This is a genomic window from Actinoplanes sp. NBRC 103695 (assembly GCF_030269485.1).
Classification (GTDB): domain Bacteria; phylum Actinomycetota; class Actinomycetes; order Mycobacteriales; family Micromonosporaceae; genus Actinoplanes.
The window spans coordinates 162,463-178,139 of the sequence record NZ_BSTL01000019.1 but is presented as its reverse complement, the minus strand read 5'-3'; the positions used below and the strand labels follow the sequence as shown (position 1 = coordinate 178,139).

The following is a 15,677-nucleotide window of genomic DNA, read 5'->3' as shown; positions in this document are numbered from 1 at the left end:
GGAGGGGCCGCGGTGCGGCGAGCGGGAGGGGCCGCGGTGCGGCGAGCGGGAGGGGCCGCGGTGCGGCGAGCGGGAGGGGCCGCGGTGCGGCGAGCGGGAGGGGCCGCGGTGCGGCGAGCGGGAGGGGCCGCGGTGCGGCGAGCGGGAGGGGCACGCCGGGTGTCCGCGGCGGCAGGGAAAAGGCGAGAGGGAAGAGCGGCAGGGAAGAGCGGCAGGGAAGAGAGCAGCAGGGAAAAGGCGGTAGGAAAGAGAGCGGCAGGGAAGAGGCAGGTGAAGGTCGCCGAGAGGGCGGCGGACTAGCTGGAGAGCTTGATGCGGACGCGGCGGTTCTGGCGGCCCTTGCTCTCGACCTTCTGGACTGTGATGTGGCCTACCTGGGCGGTGGAGGCTACGTGGGTGCCGCCGTCGGCCTGGACGTCCAGGCCGACGATGTCGACCACGCGGATCTCGGGCATCTCCAGGGGAGGCAGGGCGTCCTGGGTGCGGACCAGGTCGGGGATGGCCAGCGCCTCGTCCCGGGGGAGTACCCGGGCGACGATCTTGCGGTCGGCGGTGATCTCGGCGTTGACGGCGTCCTCCAAGGCCTGTTTGAAGCCGGGTGGGACCTCGGGGAGGTTGAAGTCCATGCGGGCCTCGCCGGGCTGCATGTTGCCTCCGGTCACCAGGGCGCCGAAGTCGCGGAACACCGTTCCGCAGAGGATGTGCAGGCCCGAGTGGGTTCGCATCAAGGTTGAGCGGCGGTCGTCGTCCAGGGCGCCGCGGACCGCTGTGCCGGGGGCGGGGACCGGGTCGCCGGGGGCGGGGATCAGACAGAGGTCGTCGCCCTTCCGGGTGTCGACCACGCGGGTCTGTACGCCCTCCCAGAGCAGCACGCCGTGGTCCGGTGGCTGCCCGCCGCCGCCGGGGTAGAAGGCCGAGCGGTCGAGGACGATGCCGGCTTCCGGGTTCGCCGGGTCGGACCACACCACCGTGCAGTCCCACTCGCGCAGGGTGGGGTCGGACCAGTCCAACCGGTGCGTGTGCCCGTGCCGCTCGAACGCCATTCGCCGATCCTAGGCCCGCCCACGCCCAGGTCAGACCGAGGCGCGTCGGGGGATGCCAGGGGAGAAAAGGGGAGGGGAGGACGAGGCGCCCCAAACTCCCGGTAATCGGAAAGGATCGCGGAGTGACCGTGGGTAAGTGGGGATGGCGGTCCGGGAGGGGCCGGGTGGGCGTGGTCTGAGTTGGTGGACCAACTAAGCGATCTCCGCTCGCGCACGGTGGGGACTTGATCGACGGAACGTGAGGACGGATCGGCTTTTCGGTTATGAAATGGATGTGAGGGGGACTCGGAGTGCACCAATCGCGGTGTCACGACGTATCTTGGACCCGCACCGAGGGCCGCCATCCCTCGCGGCACGCCTCGATTCCCCCCTTGAGGACCCCGAGAGGACCCCCGTTCATGCGTAAGGCAATGGCGTCGCTCGCCGTGTTCGGACTTCTGGCTACTGGTGGTCTGACCGCCTGCACCAGTGATGACGGGGACGGTGGCGCGGCGAACAGTGGTGGTGGCTCCAAGACGAAGTCGACCGGCCAGGGCAAGATCGGCGTGATCCTGCCCGACACCAAGTCGGCCCAGCGCTGGAAGACCGACGACCCGAAGTTCCTGAAGCAGGCGTTTGACCAGGCCGGTGTGCCGGTCGACATCCAGAACGCCGAGGGTGACCGCAACCGCTTCATCCAGATCGGCAACAGCATGATCGAGAGCGGCGTCAAGGTTCTGATGGTCACGAACCTCGACTCGCCGTCCTCGAAGATCGTGCTGGACAAGGCCAAGGCCGCCGGGATCAAGACGATCGACTACGACCGGCTGACGCTCAACGGCGGCGCCGACTACTACGTGTCGTTCAACAACAAGGCCGTCGGCCGGCTGCAGGCCAGCGAGCTCAACAAGTGCCTGGAAGCCAAGAGCATCAAGAACCCGGTCATCGCCGAGCTCAACGGCTCGCCGACGGACAACAACGCGACCGAGTTCAAGAACGGGTACGACGAGGTCCTCCAGCCGATCTACGACCGTGCCGACTACACCAAGGGCCCGGACCAGTGGGTGGCCGACTGGGCCAACGACGAGGCCGGTGTCGTCTTTTCCCAGATGTTCGCCCAGCAGCCCAAGATCCGCGGCGTCGTCGCCGCCAACGACGGGCTCGCCAACGCTGTCATCGAGGTCCTGCGTAAGAAGAAGCTGGCCGGTGTCGTGCCGGTGACCGGGCAGGACGCCACGGTGCAGGGCTTGCAGAACATCCTCACCGGCGAGCAGTGCATGACGGTGTTCAAGAACATCAAGAACGAGGCGCTCGAGGCCGCCAAACTGGCCATCGCGCTCTACAACGGCGAGACGCCGGCCACGGGCTCGTCGCAGAAGGACGTCGAGTCGGGCGCCTACGTGCCGTTCGTGAGCCTGCAGCCGGAGCCGATCACCAAGGAGAACATCTCCAAGGTGATCCAGGCCGGCTTCGCCAGCAAGGCAGAGGTGTGCAAGGGCAAGTTCGCGGAGCTCTGCGAGGAGAACGGGATCTAGGCACGACCTTTCAGGCGGCGGCCCATGTGCCGGGCGATCTCGCGTTTCGCGTCTCGCTCGGCCAGGGCCTGCCGCTTGTCGTACGACCGGAGGCCGCGGGCCAGGGCCAGTTCGAGCTTGGCCCACCCGTCGTTGAAATAGAGCGACAGGGGTACGAGCGTGACGCCGTGCTCGTCGCGCAGGCGGGCGCGGATCCGGTCGATCTCCACCCGGTGCAGGAGCAGCTTGCGGGTGCGGCGCGGGGCGTGGTTGGTCCAGCTGCCGAAGCCGTACTCGGCGATGTGCAGCCCGTACAGCATGATCTCGCCCTCGTGCTCGCCGGCGAACGCGTCCCGCAGGGAGCAGTAACCCGCGCGCAATGATTTCACCTCGGTCCCGGAGAGCACGATCCCGGCCTCGTAGGTCTTGAGGATCGCGTAGTCGTGCCGGGCCTTCTTGTTGGACGCGACGAGTTTGCGCCCGGTCTCGCGGGTCATCCGGTCATTGTGCGCGAGACCCCCCGGAAACGGCGATCATTAACCGGGTAGGAGGAGGCGCGACAGCTCGGTCTTGATGGCGGGGCGGGAGCCGAAGACGAGGAGAAAAAGCGGCCTCGCGGATCAGGCGCGCGGCGGTTTCGGCGGAGCGTACGCCAGAACTGCCTGCCTGGACCATCAGCGCACCCGACGCGCGCCACGCCAGAGCGGAAGCCTCCGCCCGAGCTGGCCGGTGCCGGATGCTCGTCGAACACCAGCGACGCCGTGCGGCTGGCCTGCACCGCCACGAGATCCTGCACCGTCGCCCGCAGGGTCGGCACGGCCACCGGGTCCAGCCGCGTCGCCAGCTTGATCATCGCGTCGGGGCTGGTCATGGGCAGACCCTAGCCCTCCGGTTCCCGCGACCCTTGTTAACAAAACCACCGCCCGCATCAATATATGCAAATACTTTAGTAGTCTCCGACTGTCCTGAAGAGATCCTCCGGGACAGCAGCTCAGGAGGCATGCGTGCACAGACGCACACGGTCTGCCCTGGCCGCGGGGCTATTCGCGGCGACCACCCTGATCGCGACCGGGCCCCTGCCGGCCGGCGCGGCCCCGGCTCCCACCACCCCTCTCGGCACCCCGCTGACCGGCGACGCCGTCGGTCACGAGCACGACTTCGTCGACAACCGGCCGGGTGCGGTCGCTCCCCGCACGCGGCTGGCCGGCGCGCGGTACAACAGGTTCGGCACCCCGGCGAGCCTCACCGGCAGGCTGGCCACCGGCCTGTCGAAGGACCCGGTGACCGCCGCCAGGCAGTACCTGAAGCAGAGCCGCGGCGCGTTCGCGCTGGACGCCTCGGCCGTCGACTCGCTCGAGACGGTCGCGACCACCCCGGTCGGCAAGGGCTCCGTCGTGCTGCTGCGCCAGAGGTTCGGCAAGCTGCCCGCCGCCCACGACGGTCTGGTCTCGGTCGCGGTCAAGGCCGGGGACGTGCTCTCGGTCAGCTCCACGCTCAGCCCGGAGGTGGCCGCACCCGAGCCGGCCACCCTCACCCAGGCCCAGGCGGTCACCGCCGCGCTGCGGGACGCCAAGCTGACCCGCGCCGACCTGTCGACCCACCGGGTCCGCACGGTCGCCATGCCGATGCCGGGCGCCACCGCGCGCACCGCGTTCGAGGTCGTGCTGCTGTCCAAGGACGGCGAACTCGGCTACACCACGTTCGTCGACGCGCGTGACGGCAAGATCCTGGTCCGCGAGAACCTGGTGAACTCCGCGGAGGAGGAGTCGGAGGACAACCCGCACTGGAAGGTCTTCGTCAGCACGCCGACCACCGGCGCCGACAGCCGGGCCACCTGGTGTGCCGCCGCCGCTCCCGAGTGCTCGCGGGTGGTGCTCGACCCGGCCACAGGCAAGGCGTGGGACATCGACCCGGACACCGGCGTGACCAGCCAGACCACCAGCGGCAACTCGGCGTACACGGTGCGCAACTGGGACACCACGTCGCCGCAGGTGCCGGCCACGCCCAGCCCGGCACGGGACTACACGTACCCGTTCACCAACCAGTGGAACGCCAGCAAGTGCGATCCGACCACGCTCGCGTCGCCGCAGCAGGCGGACGTGGACGCCGCCACGGCGAATCTGTTCGCCATGCACAACCGGATGCACGACTGGTCGTACCACCTGGGCTTCACCGAGGCGACCTGGAACCTGCAGAAGACCAACGTCTCGGCGTACGGGAAGGGCAACGACGCCGAGCGTGGCAACGCGCAGCAGGGCGCCAACACCCAGACCACCCGCAACAACGCCAACCAGGCCTCGCCGCCGGACGGCGTGACCCCGGTGACCAACATGTACATGTGGCAGCCGATCGCCGGCGCCGCGTACCCGCCGTGCGTCGACGGCGACTACGACATGACGGTGATCGGGCACGAGTACACCCACGCGATCAGCAACCGCATGATCGCCGGCCCGGACTCGAACATCAGCTCGCAGCAGGGCGGCTCGATGGGCGAGAGCTGGTCCGACCTGCTGGCCATGGAGTACCTGTTCGAGTCGGGCTACGTGCCGCGCGGCAACACGCCGTACGTCACCGGCGGGTACGTGACCGGCGACCTGGCCACCGGCATCCGCAACTTCGACATGAGCAACAGCCCGCTCAACTACTCGAACTTCGGGTACGACCGCGGCGCCGCCGTGCACTCCGACGGTGAGATCTGGAGCGCCACCCAGTTCGACGTCCGGCGCAACCTCATCACCCGGTACGGCACCGGCACCCGCGCCGTGCAGGAGAGCTGCGCCAACGGGCAGACGCCGGCGACCGAGTGCCCGGGCAACCGGCGCTGGGCGCAGCTGGTGTTCGACTCGTTCCTGCTCGCCGCCACCGGTCAGATCAGCATGCTGGACATGCGCGACAACATGATCACGGCGGACGCGCTGCGGTTCGACGGCGCCAACGCCGACCTGCTCTGGAACGCGTTCGCGGCCCGCGGCATGGGCGCCGGCGCGTCGAGCGGCCCGTCGGACATCGACCCGGTGGCGAGCTTCGCGTCGCCGTACACGGAGAATGTCGAACTGAAGTTCAAGCCGGCCGGCGGCGGCGCGGGCAAGGTGGCGCGCCTCTACATCGGCGACTTCGACTTCGGTTCGGTCCCGGTGGCCGACACCGACCCGGCGACCGCCATCCCGGACACCTTCACCGTGGTGCCGGGCACCTACAAGTTCCTGGCCATCGGCAAGGGCCTGGGCCACAAGAAGTTCACCCAGCCCGTGTACGCGGGCGTGACCACGGCCGTGACCGCGGTGATGCCGGCGAACCTCGCCTCGTCCACCTCGGGCGCCACCGCCACCGGTGACGGCGTGAACCTGCCGAACCTGATCGACGACGTCGAGGGAACCTCGTGGGCCGGCACCGGCGGCGTGGCGGGCAGGACCGTCACCGTCGACCTGCCCGGCACCGCCCCGCAGCTCGTCTCGCGGGTGCAGGTCAGCGGCTTCAACGGCACTCCGATGACCGGGGTGCGCCAGTTCGAGGTGCTCACCTGCAACGCGACGGCCGGCCAGGACTGCGCCACCGACGCGGGTTACCGCAGCGTGTTCGTCAGCCCGGCCAACGCGTTCACCTCGGGCCAGTTCCGGCCGAAGGTGCCGGAGCTCGTGATCAAGTCGTTCACGGTGCGCCCGGGCAACGCCACCCACGTGCGCTACCGCACGCTCACCAACCAGTGCACCGGCAACCCGCTCTACGCCGGTGAGCAGGACAACGACCCGCGCAGCACCACGGACTGCGCGAGCTCGACGACGCCGGGGGCGACCCAGGTCGCCACCGCCGAGTTCCAGGTCTTCGGCAGCTGACGAGACGAAGGGGCCCGGGTCGTCCCCGGGCCCCTTCCACTCACGCGGGCGGAGCCGGCGGCTCCTCGTCGCCCAGCGGCGCGAGCAGGTCCTTGCGTCCCTCGAACGCGAACAGCAGCAGATCCACCATCCGGAAGGTGTCCGGGTCGGGGCCGAGGTTCGGACGCCAGGACGGATCCCGGACGATCGACACCCGGCTGCCCTCCATGGCCCGGTGGAACACCTCGGCGACGATCCGGCCGCCCACCCCGGTCAGGCGGCCGCCGTTGAGCTCGGCCTCCCGCAGGATGTAGAACCAGAGCGGCGTCCGCTTGGTGAACTGCTCCTTCTCGGTGTCGGTCAGCGAGCCGAGGTTCGCGCCGCCCGAACCGTTCAGGATCTCGTCCGGCTTCAGCTCGCCGATGCCGAGGAACCTCGCCATCTGCTGGCCGCTGGCCAGGCCCACCATGTTGGCCCGGACCAGGTTGCGGAAGGCCAGGTTGAGCCGCGGCGAGGCCGGGTCGATGCCGGAGCCGCCGAACGCGCCGAACGGCAGCTGCGCCAGCGGGTCGACCAGCAGCGTGTCGATCTTCTGCGCCAGGTTGAACCCGTCGGGACCGGCCAGGTCGGCGCGTCCCGCCTCGCCGGCGAAGTCGTACATCCGGCGCCAGTCGACGGTCCAGTTCGTCGGCAGCCGCTCGAACAGCCCCGACTCCTGGTCGTTGACGTTCGGGTTGAACGGGTCGAAGTTGCCGCTGGTGCCGCTGAAGATGAACAGCAGCCGCAGCGTCCCGCGCCTCTGGTTGAAGATCCGGTTCCAGTCGTACGCCGCCCGCACCATGCTGTGACCCAGCCGGTACGCGGCCACCGAGAACTCGATCGGCATCGTCGGCGTGTCACCGAACCGCAGGCTCGGGTACGGCCCGTCCTGCCCCGCCGCCGGCTCGACGAACCGCCGGCCGTTGGTGAAGACGTCGTCCACGATGGACGCGTCCACGATGCGCGGCAGGAAGTCCGTCCGCAGCATCCACTGGTAGTGCTTGACCACGAGGTCGCGGGTCCGGCTGAACAGCATCGCGCCGGGCACGCCGTGGTCGGCCAGGTGGTCCACCACCCGGTTGTGGAACCGCTGGAACGCCAGGTGGGTCTGCGCCACGACCAGGTTCTCGTCGTTGCGGGCGTCCGGGATCAGCGCCCGCTGCCGCTCCGCCTTGGTCGATCCCTGGGTGGCGCGGGGCAGGTCGTACCCGTTGAGGTTGACGTTGGTGCCGGCCCCGTCCAGCGCCGCGGTCAGGCCGACCTTCAGATGGGTCTTGTCGGCGGCGTAGAACCGGTCGTCGTCGGCGTCCGCCGGGCCCCGCCCGTACACGGAGTCCAGATCGAGGGCCGGGGACCGGCCCTGCAGAAGCTCGGCGACCGTGACCTGTTCACCGAGCGCGGCCGCCGTGTTGTCCAGGGTCAGGTCGTGGTCCACGAACTGGCCCAGATAGGTGAAGCCGGCCGGCACCGGCGGGTCGGCCGACACGGGCTGCACCGGGTCGGCCTCGGTCGGCGCGACCGTCATGGCCTTCGCGACCTTGGCGAGCAGGAGCTCGTCGAGCGGCTTACCCTTCGGCCCGAGCCGTGAGAACCGGAACTTGCGAAGCTCCGCCAGGGTGGTCGGTCGCTCCGTCCGCCCGCCGTCCTCGCCGGTGGTCAGGATCCCCTCGCCGACCACATAGTAGTTCTCGCGCATGTGGCGTTTCACGTTGCGCACCTTTCCCCCGAGGAACGCCGGCCGCCGCGATGGACGGCCGGCGGGACGCGTCCCCCTCGGCCGCGTCCGTTGGTGGGAGCGGCCGAGGGCGGGGAAAGATACTCCGGTGTCGCCTTACTGACCGTTAGGGGCCGGGATGGGCCGCCGCATCGAGTAGGTCACCGAGGCGAGCCGGTGCGGCTCGTTGATGACGTGGATGGCCGTGCGGTCGTACGACTGCCACCCGGCCGCGCCCGCCCGGTTGAGGTGCCGCAGATCGTCGAACCGCTCGTCCGTGCCCCAGCGCAGCACGCCGCCCGGGTGATGGAACGTCGCGGTCCAGTCCATGAATTTGTCCGCGCCGAAGGTCCCCGCCGAGCGGTACTCCAGCCTCGCGTACTCCCAGTTCGCCACGAGATCCATTATGCCGTCGCCTCCTTTGCGGACGCCCAGTGAACGCTCCCTGAACAGTCTCTCCGGTCGTGGCACGCCGTGTGAACCGGTCCTAACCTCGGCGTAGTGATTGACGTCTGGGCGGGCGTGGCGCTCGCCGCGCTGGGCGTGGCGGTTCCCGTCGGCGCGGCCCTCTACGAGTTCGTCTTCAAGGGCCGTAAGCGGCTGGGCTACCGCGTGCAGATGGACACGACGGCGACCGACGTGGCCGGCACGATCGACGCGGCCGGGGCGCTGAGGCAACTGCAGATGGACGGTCACGACCTGCAGGACCCGACGCTGGTGCTGCTGCGGATCGAGAACAACGGCTTCACCAACATCGATCCCCACGACTACGCCGTGCTGGACACCGACAAGGTCGGCCTGCGCGTGCGTTTCCCTGGGCGGCGGGTGGCCGGTGTGGTGGTGACCGAGCTCAGCCACGAGTTCCTCCGCCCGGCGTTCGAGGCCGGTTCCGGCATGGCGGTCAAGGACGACGTGATCGAGCTGCCCAAGGTTCCGCTCAACCGGAGCGCCCACTACAAGGTGCTGGCGGCCCTGGAGCGGGGCGGGAACCACAACGGCCGGCTCGGCGTCTACGACGACCCGGAGGTGGTCGGCGGGATCAAGGGTGGGGTCGGCGGGGGTCAGATCCAAGTCACCCGCGCGCGTACGGGCGCACCGAAGCGCACCATCGCGCTCGTCGTGTTCCTCATGATGCTCGTCGTCGGGCAGCTGATCGTCTTCCTGCGCAACAACGCCGACACCCCGCTGGACTGCGCCGGCGGCCGGCTGACGCTGGTCGGTTCCACCGCCGCCGGGCCGGTGCTCCGGGAGGCCGCCGACACGTACGCGAAGACCTGTGACGGCGCGACCTTCGCCCTCGATCTCGGCAGCAGCGGGGTCGGCCTGGAGAAGCTCAACACGGCGAGGTCGGACGAGATGATCGCGTTCTCCGACGGGCCGAAACCGGACCTGTACCCGGGCCTGGTGCCGCGGCCGCTCGCGCTCTTCCTCTTCACCCTGGCGGTCAACGAGGACGCCGGCGTGCACAACCTGAGCATCGCCCGGATCCGCGAGATCTATCAGGGCAGGTACACCAACTGGTCCGAGATCGGCGGCAATGACGTCCCGATCCTGCTGGTCAGCCGCAACACGCAGTCCGGCACGCGCACCACGTTCCAGAAGCGGATCCTGGGCGGCGTCCGCGAGGAGGCCACCAACTCCAACGACTGCCGGGACCGTGACCCCGGTGGCCGGGCGGGACCGCTGCGCTGCGAGCGCGGCAGCACCGGCGACCTGCTCGACGTGGTGGCGAAGCGGCCCGGGGCGATGGGCTACAGCGAGCTGGGCGCGGCGACCGGCCGCAAGGGCGTCGCGCTGGTCACGATCGGCGAGAGCCCGGCCACGTCGGGGGCCGCCGACCAGGGCGCGTACCCATTCTGGGAGACCGAGTTCGGCTACACGTACGGCGAGCCGGCGGCCACCTCACTGGCGGCGAGCTTCCTGCGCTACCTCACGAATCAGGTCGGCGCGGACATCCTCCGTACGCATGGGAACCGCCCTTGTGACGAGTTGCGGAACCCGGCGCTGTGCCGGCCCGCGCGGCCGGCCGGCAGTCCGTAGACTTCCGGCCCGTGACGACACCCCCCACCCCGATCGACGTCGCCTTCGCCCTGTTGCGCGAGGGCCGCATGGGCGACGCGGAGAACCTCGTGACCCGCGAGCTGTCGGCCGTCGCGGACAAGCACGGCGAGGGCAGCGCGCCATGGGCCAGCGCCCAGTCCGACCTGGGTACCGTGCTGCTCAACACCGGTCAGCACGACCGCGCGATCGAGTGCTACCGCCGCGCGGTGTCCGCGGCGCCGCGCGATCACGAGTCCCGCAAGGACCAGCTGACCTACCGGCTCAACCTGGGCCTGGCGCTGCGGATGGCCGGACGCCTCGACGAGGCGGAGGCGGAGCTGCGGCAGGGTGCCCAGGACCGGCTCGCCTTCTACGGGCGCGAGCACGCCGGGTACGCGTTCGGCCTCGAACCGCTGGCCGACCTGCTGCTGCGGCGTGGCAACCCGGGGGAGGCCCGGCAGGTCGTCGAGGAGGCGGTGGCGAACCTGTGGCGCAACGGCCACGAGCGGGTGGCCTCGGCGCTGGCGCTGCGAGCGGTGATCGTGCACGCCGCCGGCTCCGGCGAACCGCTGTTCCCCGGACTCTCCCAGCTGCCCGACGAGGTCGTCGCGCAGATCGGCGGCGGGGTCGTCCAGGCGCTGGACGACGGCGATCCGGCGTCCATGTCCCTGCTCACCGCCACGGTCGCCGTCATCGAGGAACGGCTCGGCCCCGACCACCAGGCGACGCTCAACGCCCTGTCCGCGCAGGCGAACCTCGGCCGCGGGCTGGGCGACCACGCCGGCCGGGTCCGGGCCATCGAGCGGGTGCTCGGCTCCTACGAGCGTCAGGGCAGGCAGGAGGCGGCGGTGATGGCGGCGCTCGGCCTGGCGATGGCCCAGGGCGAGGCCGGCGACGCCGAGGCGGGCCTGGCCACGTACGCGCGGGCGCACGCGAAGGCCCGTGCCGGTGGCCCGGAACTGCGCAGTCAGGTGCTGCGCAACTGGGGTCTCGCCCTGAAGGAGGCAGGCCAGGCGGTGCCGGCGGAGCAGCGGCTGACCGAGGCGTTGAGCGAGGCGCGCCGCGGCGCCGACCACGACACGGTCGGGCGGGCCGGTGTCGCGCTCGGCCTCTTCCTGCAGCACGAGGAGCGTCTGCCGGAGGCGCGCGTGGTCCTGGAGGAGGGCTTGGCGGTGATGGACCCGGTGCACCCGGACGCGCTCGTCGGCCGCAGCCACCTGACCGCGGTCCTGGACGGCCGCACCTGCGGCTGCGGCGACATGGAGTCCACCATCGCCGGCGCGTTCCGCGAGTTCGTCCTCACCAGACTCCCGGCCGGCCTGCTGGACCGCCTCGACGTCACGATCGTGGACGGCGACTTCAAGATCGAGGTGGCCCTGAACCGGGATCCCACCGAGCCGGAGCTGGAGAACCTCAACGCCGTCTTCCAGACCGCGCAGGCGGAGTTCCGGAGCCGCCTCACCGCGACCACCTGACCGGCGCTCAGGTGGGGTCGGCCGGGGTGGTGTCGCCGGCGGTCAGCTCGCGCTGGGCGATGGCCACCGGTGCGGCGTCCCGGATGATCAACGTCATCCCGTCATGGTCGCCGATCCGCGTTTCAGGCGCTGACCACACCGCTGAGGGCGAGCGTGGTGAGGCGGGCCGCCTCCTCGGCGGCGCGGGGGTGTTGCTCGGTCGCCAGTGAGATCGCGTTGACGATGGTCAGCACGTCGGCGATGGTCACGCCGGGCCGCGCCGCGCCGGCCGTCCGGGCCCGCCGCAGGAGGATGTCGCCGGCCGTCATCAGCATCGGGCCGCAGTCGCTGTCCGCCGCCGCCTCGACGCCGGGAAGCATCGACGAGGCCAGGCCGCGGGTGGTCGCGCCGAAGACCGCGACGGCCCGCAGCCAGTCGGCCAGCGCCTGCCCGGCGTCGGGAGCGCCGGCGAGGTCGCGCGCCTGGAGGCAGAGCACCTCGACCCGGTCGTGGAACACCGCCTCGAGCAGCGCCCGCCGGGACGGGAAGTGCCGGTGCAGGGTGGCGGACCCGACCCCGGCGCGGCGGGCGATCTCCTCCAGCGACGCGACGGCGCCGTCCCGGGCGATCTCCTCCTCGGCGGCGGCCAGGATCCGCTCGTAGTTGCGGCGGGCGTCCGCGCGTTTCGGTGGACCGGGCACGACGGCGAGTGTAATCCAGGACGCATTGACAAGTGGGGTGCCCCTCCGCTTTAGTTCAGGGCGCAAGTGGGGTGCCACCCCATTTCTTGGACGGAGATGACCATGAGCGTGGTTCTGGTGACGGGTGCGAGCAGCGGCTTCGGGCGGCTGACGGTGGAGGGGCTCGGGCGGCGTGGCCACCAGGCCTTCGCCGGTCTGCGGGACGTGGCCGGGCGCAACGAGAAGGCGGCCGCCGAGCTGACCGAGGCCGGCGTGCACGTGGTCGAGCTCGACGTGACCGATCAGGAGTCCGCCGACCGGGCCGTCGCGACGGTGCTGGCGACGGCCGGCGGCCTGGACGTGGTGGTGAACAACGCCGGTGGCGTCTTCCCCGGCCCGCTCGAGCCGTTCACCGCCGAGGAGGCGCAGCGCCAGTTCGACGTCAACGTCTTCGGCGCGCTTCGGGTCAACCGGGCCGCGCTGCCGCACCTGCGCGAGCAGCGGCACGGCGCGGTGATCCAGATCGGGTCGCTCGGCGGCCGGGTGACGGTGCCCTACGCCGGCCTGTACTCGGCCAGCAAGGCGGCCCTGGCGAGCCTCACCGACGCGTGGCACCACGAGCTCGCGCCGTTCGGGGTCGAGTCGGTCATCGTCGAGCCGGCGCCGTACGCCACCAACATCGGCGTCAACGCCTCGATGGCGGCGGACCAGGAGCGGCTGGCCGCGTACGGCGAAGGGTTCGGCGCCTACATCGCCCGGATCACCGAGGTCCAGACCGGCGCCCCCGCCGACCCGCGGGAGGTGGCCGACGCCGTCGTGCGGCTCGTCGAGACGCCCGACGGCAGCCGGCCGCGGTGGACCGTGATCGGCCCCGACAACCAGGCCGGACCGATCGAGCGCGTGATCGCCGCCGAGGAGCAGGCCACCCGTGAGGTCGCGGCGGGCATGGGCATCGAGGCATTCCTGGCGTAGCGCGGGCGAACCGCGCGGCTTCCATTTCCGTACTGAAGGGCATGACCGCACCGGAGTGGGACGACGTGACCAAGGAGATGCCGGTGGCCGGGCGGAAACCGGACCCGCTGCCGTCGCCCGAGCTGCACTCCCCGTTGGTGCGGCGGCTGTTCTTCGGTGGCCTGGCGGCGGTGGTGGCGATCGCCGGTGTGCTGATCATCGCCTCGGTCAACCGGGCCGAGCCGGTGCCGCCCCGACGGGCGCTGCAGGCCATCGACGTGGTCGGCGGGACCGCGGTGGTCGTGCGCAGCGCGGATCTGGGCGACGACCTCTACCGGGCGCGCCCGGCCGGCCGGGTCAGCAACGAGGGCGGGCGGATCCGGCTGGAGGTGGGCGCCGAGCCGGTGGAGCTCTTGCTGGCGTCCGGGACGGCCTGGGATCTGACCGTCCGCGGCGCGGCCGACCGCCGCACGATCGACCTGGCCGGGGCGCGGGTCAGCGCGGTGGCGCTGGCGGACACCGCGACCAGCCTGGTTCTGCGGCTGCCCCGCCCGGACGGCACGCTCGCGGTGCGGGTGACCGGTGGCATCAACCAGTTCGCGCTGCACGCGGCGTCCGGTGTCCCGGTGCGGGTCCGGGTCGGCAGCGGCGCCGGTCAGGTGGTGCTGGCCGGAGAGGCGCACAACGGCGTGGCGGCCGGGGCGCTGTTCACCCCGGACGGCTGGACCGGCGCCGGTGACCGCGTCGACCTGGACGCGACCGCCGGCCTGGCCCAGCTCAGCGTGACGTCCGGCTGACGACAGGACCTAGAGGCGTCCGACCATCGCGTGGGCCGCCGAGGTGACGAGGGCACGGTCGTAGGTGACGACGAACTCGAACCGGCGGTCGGCGTCGGGACCGGAGTCGCCGAGATCGCGCGCGATCAGAGCCGCCGAGGTGTGGGCGCCGAGGACGACGACCGTCCACTCGCCGGCCAGCGGGTCGTCCGCGGACAGGGCGCCGCCGCGCACACCGGGGGCCGGGGCCGCCGGCATGTCGACGCCGAACGCGGCGACGAACGGCAGGCGTTCGGCGAACTCGGTGAACCGCCGGACGGTGGCCGGGCGGAAGAACCGGGCGTGCTCGAAGGCGGCCAGCAGGATCGGCGGGACGCCCGCCTCCGCGGCCATCAGTTCCAGGGTCCGGGAGAGCGGCACGAGCAGGTGTTTGGGCGCCTCCCGGATGCGCTGCCCGGTGTCGATCAGCTCATAGGGGCTCGTCCGCAGCGCGGCTCCGATCGGCCGGGCGGCGAACCGCTGCGGCTGGGACGTCGACGGGACGAGCACGCGTTCGCCCCGGCCCCACAGCCAGCCCTGGCCGAGGGTCGCGCCCAGCACGAGCGCGCGGGTCAGATCCTCCGGCGTCTCGATACCCTCGGCGACGACCTCCGCGCCGGTCTGCTCCGCGTACGCCCGCACGGCGCCGGCCACCGCGACCGTGGCCGGGTCCTTGATCGTCCGCAGCAGTCCCAGGTCGAGCTTGACCACCTCGGGTCGCAGCAGCGGGATGAACGCGAGCGATTCGGGCAGAGCGCCGACGTCGTCCAGCGCGATGGCGTGGCCGCCGGCCCGCAGCCGCTCGGCGGCGGCCAGGATCCCGGCGGGGTCGGCGGCCAGCGCCCGTTCGGTGATCTCGACGACGACCTGCACGTGATCCGCACGGCCGGCGAGCACGTCGAGCACCATGTCCGGATACCGCGTCACGGTGCTGGGCTCGAGGTTGACGAAGAGGGTGATCGGCCGGCCGGCGGACAGCCGCGCGGCGTCGGCCAGGGACGCCCGCAGGGAGGCGCGTTCCAGGTCGGCGAGGCGCCCGGTCTCGCGGGCCGCGGCCAGCAGTGCCAGCGGCGAGTGCCAGCGGGAGCCCTCGGGCCCGCGCATCAGGGCCTCGAAGGCCGGCACGGATCCGGTGTCCACGTCGACGAAGGGCTGGAAGACACACGACAGTCCGTCGCCGGAGAGGAGATCGTCGATGCCCGTTCCGGCGCTACGCGTGTCTACGGCACTCACCTCAAACTATTCGGCAGCCGGGGAAAGGGCCTGAGAATAGTGGAGGAGAATCGCATGATGACAAGGAGCTGTCCATGATCTTCATTACCGCCAAGTTCCGGGTCAAACCCGAGCACGCCGAGGACTGGCCGCGGATCGCCGGCCCGTTCACCGAGGCCACCCGCGCCGAGCCGGGCTGCCTGTGGTTCGACTGGTCGCGCAGCCTCGACGATCCGACCGAGTACGTCCTGGTCGAGGCCTTCCGCGACGGTGACGCGGGCGGCGCCCACGTCACCTCCGCGCACTTCAAGCAGGCCCAGCGTGATCTTCCGGGTCACCTGGTGGCGACCCCCAAGATCGTCAGCCAGTCGGTTGATCAGGACGACTGGTCGGAGCTGGGGGAGATGGCGGTCCCGGGCTGAGG

General features: G+C 71.2%; 14 protein-coding genes. 7 read left to right on the top strand and 7 right to left on the bottom strand.

Going from position 1 to position 15,677, the window contains the following annotated elements; translation table 11 throughout:
• Positions 1-296 precede the first annotated feature (296 nt).
• A complete protein-coding gene (locus QSK31_RS31760) occupies positions 297-1,043 on the bottom strand; it encodes an alanyl-tRNA editing protein (RefSeq protein WP_285688251.1) in 747 nt (248 codons plus the stop codon).
• Between the two features lie 398 nt (positions 1,044-1,441).
• Between QSK31_RS31760 and QSK31_RS31755 the strand changes: the two genes are divergently transcribed.
• Positions 1,442-2,557, top strand: a complete 1,116-nt coding sequence (locus tag QSK31_RS31755; protein WP_285688250.1) for a sugar ABC transporter substrate-binding protein — start codon at positions 1,442-1,444, stop codon at positions 2,555-2,557.
• On the opposite strand, the gene smpB is transcribed toward QSK31_RS31755, so the two are convergent.
• Both smpB and QSK31_RS31745 read right to left on the bottom strand, forming a co-directional pair.
• Positions 2,554-3,033, bottom strand: a complete 480-nt coding sequence (smpB, locus tag QSK31_RS31750) for an SsrA-binding protein SmpB (RefSeq protein ID WP_285688249.1) — start codon at positions 3,031-3,033, stop codon at positions 2,554-2,556. The two genes, QSK31_RS31755 and smpB, sit on opposite strands and share 4 nt — an antisense overlap.
• Entirely contained in the window at positions 3,030-3,407 is a 378-nt protein-coding gene (locus QSK31_RS31745) for a hypothetical protein (RefSeq protein ID WP_285688248.1), read from the bottom strand. Before QSK31_RS31745 ends, smpB begins: the two co-directional genes overlap by 4 nt.
• 133 nt (positions 3,408-3,540) lie before the next feature.
• Here QSK31_RS31745 and QSK31_RS31740 point away from each other — a divergent pair, with 133 nt between their 5' ends.
• Positions 3,541-6,369 (top strand): M36 family metallopeptidase, encoded by a 2,829-nt coding sequence (locus QSK31_RS31740; protein WP_285688247.1) that lies wholly within the window; start codon positions 3,541-3,543, stop codon positions 6,367-6,369.
• Between the two features lie 40 nt (positions 6,370-6,409).
• On the opposite strand, the gene QSK31_RS31735 is transcribed toward QSK31_RS31740, so the two are convergent.
• Positions 6,410-8,095: a peroxidase family protein gene (locus QSK31_RS31735; RefSeq protein ID WP_285688246.1), complete on the bottom strand. Its 1,686-nt coding sequence runs from the start codon at positions 8,093-8,095 to the stop codon at positions 6,410-6,412.
• A 123-nt stretch (positions 8,096-8,218) separates the two neighbouring features.
• Positions 8,219-8,506 carry a hypothetical protein gene (locus QSK31_RS31730; protein WP_285688245.1) on the bottom strand — a complete coding sequence of 96 codons (288 nt, stop codon included), beginning with the start codon at positions 8,504-8,506 and terminating at the stop codon, positions 8,219-8,221.
• A 96-nt stretch (positions 8,507-8,602) separates the two neighbouring features.
• Here QSK31_RS31730 and QSK31_RS31725 point away from each other — a divergent pair, with 96 nt between their 5' ends.
• Positions 8,603-10,141, top strand: a complete 1,539-nt coding sequence (locus QSK31_RS31725) for a PstS family phosphate ABC transporter substrate-binding protein (protein ID WP_285688244.1) — start codon at positions 8,603-8,605, stop codon at positions 10,139-10,141.
• A gap of 11 nt (positions 10,142-10,152) precedes the next feature.
• Positions 10,153-11,616, top strand: a complete 1,464-nt coding sequence (locus tag QSK31_RS31720) for a tetratricopeptide repeat protein (protein ID WP_285688243.1) — start codon at positions 10,153-10,155, stop codon at positions 11,614-11,616.
• A gap of 122 nt (positions 11,617-11,738) precedes the next feature.
• Here QSK31_RS31720 and QSK31_RS31715 read toward each other — a convergent pair whose 3' ends face one another.
• Positions 11,739-12,296, bottom strand: a complete 558-nt coding sequence (locus QSK31_RS31715; protein WP_285688242.1) for a TetR/AcrR family transcriptional regulator — start codon at positions 12,294-12,296, stop codon at positions 11,739-11,741.
• 102 nt (positions 12,297-12,398) lie between these two features.
• Between QSK31_RS31715 and QSK31_RS31710 the strand changes: the two genes are divergently transcribed.
• Both QSK31_RS31710 and QSK31_RS31705 read left to right on the top strand, forming a co-directional pair.
• Positions 12,399-13,247: an SDR family oxidoreductase gene (locus QSK31_RS31710; RefSeq protein ID WP_285688241.1), complete on the top strand. Its 849-nt coding sequence runs from the start codon at positions 12,399-12,401 to the stop codon at positions 13,245-13,247.
• A 41-nt stretch (positions 13,248-13,288) separates the two neighbouring features.
• Positions 13,289-14,023, top strand: coding sequence for a hypothetical protein (locus QSK31_RS31705; protein WP_285688240.1), 735 nt, complete (start codon positions 13,289-13,291; stop codon positions 14,021-14,023).
• 9 nt (positions 14,024-14,032) lie between these two features.
• On the opposite strand, the gene QSK31_RS31700 is transcribed toward QSK31_RS31705, so the two are convergent.
• Positions 14,033-15,274, bottom strand: a complete 1,242-nt coding sequence (locus QSK31_RS31700; RefSeq protein WP_285688239.1) for a sensor domain-containing phosphodiesterase — start codon at positions 15,272-15,274, stop codon at positions 14,033-14,035.
• 74 nt (positions 15,275-15,348) lie between these two features.
• Between QSK31_RS31700 and QSK31_RS31695 the strand changes: the two genes are divergently transcribed.
• Positions 15,349-15,675, top strand: a complete 327-nt coding sequence (locus QSK31_RS31695; RefSeq protein WP_285688238.1) for a putative quinol monooxygenase — start codon at positions 15,349-15,351, stop codon at positions 15,673-15,675.
• The last annotated feature ends 2 nt before the right edge of the window (positions 15,676-15,677 follow it).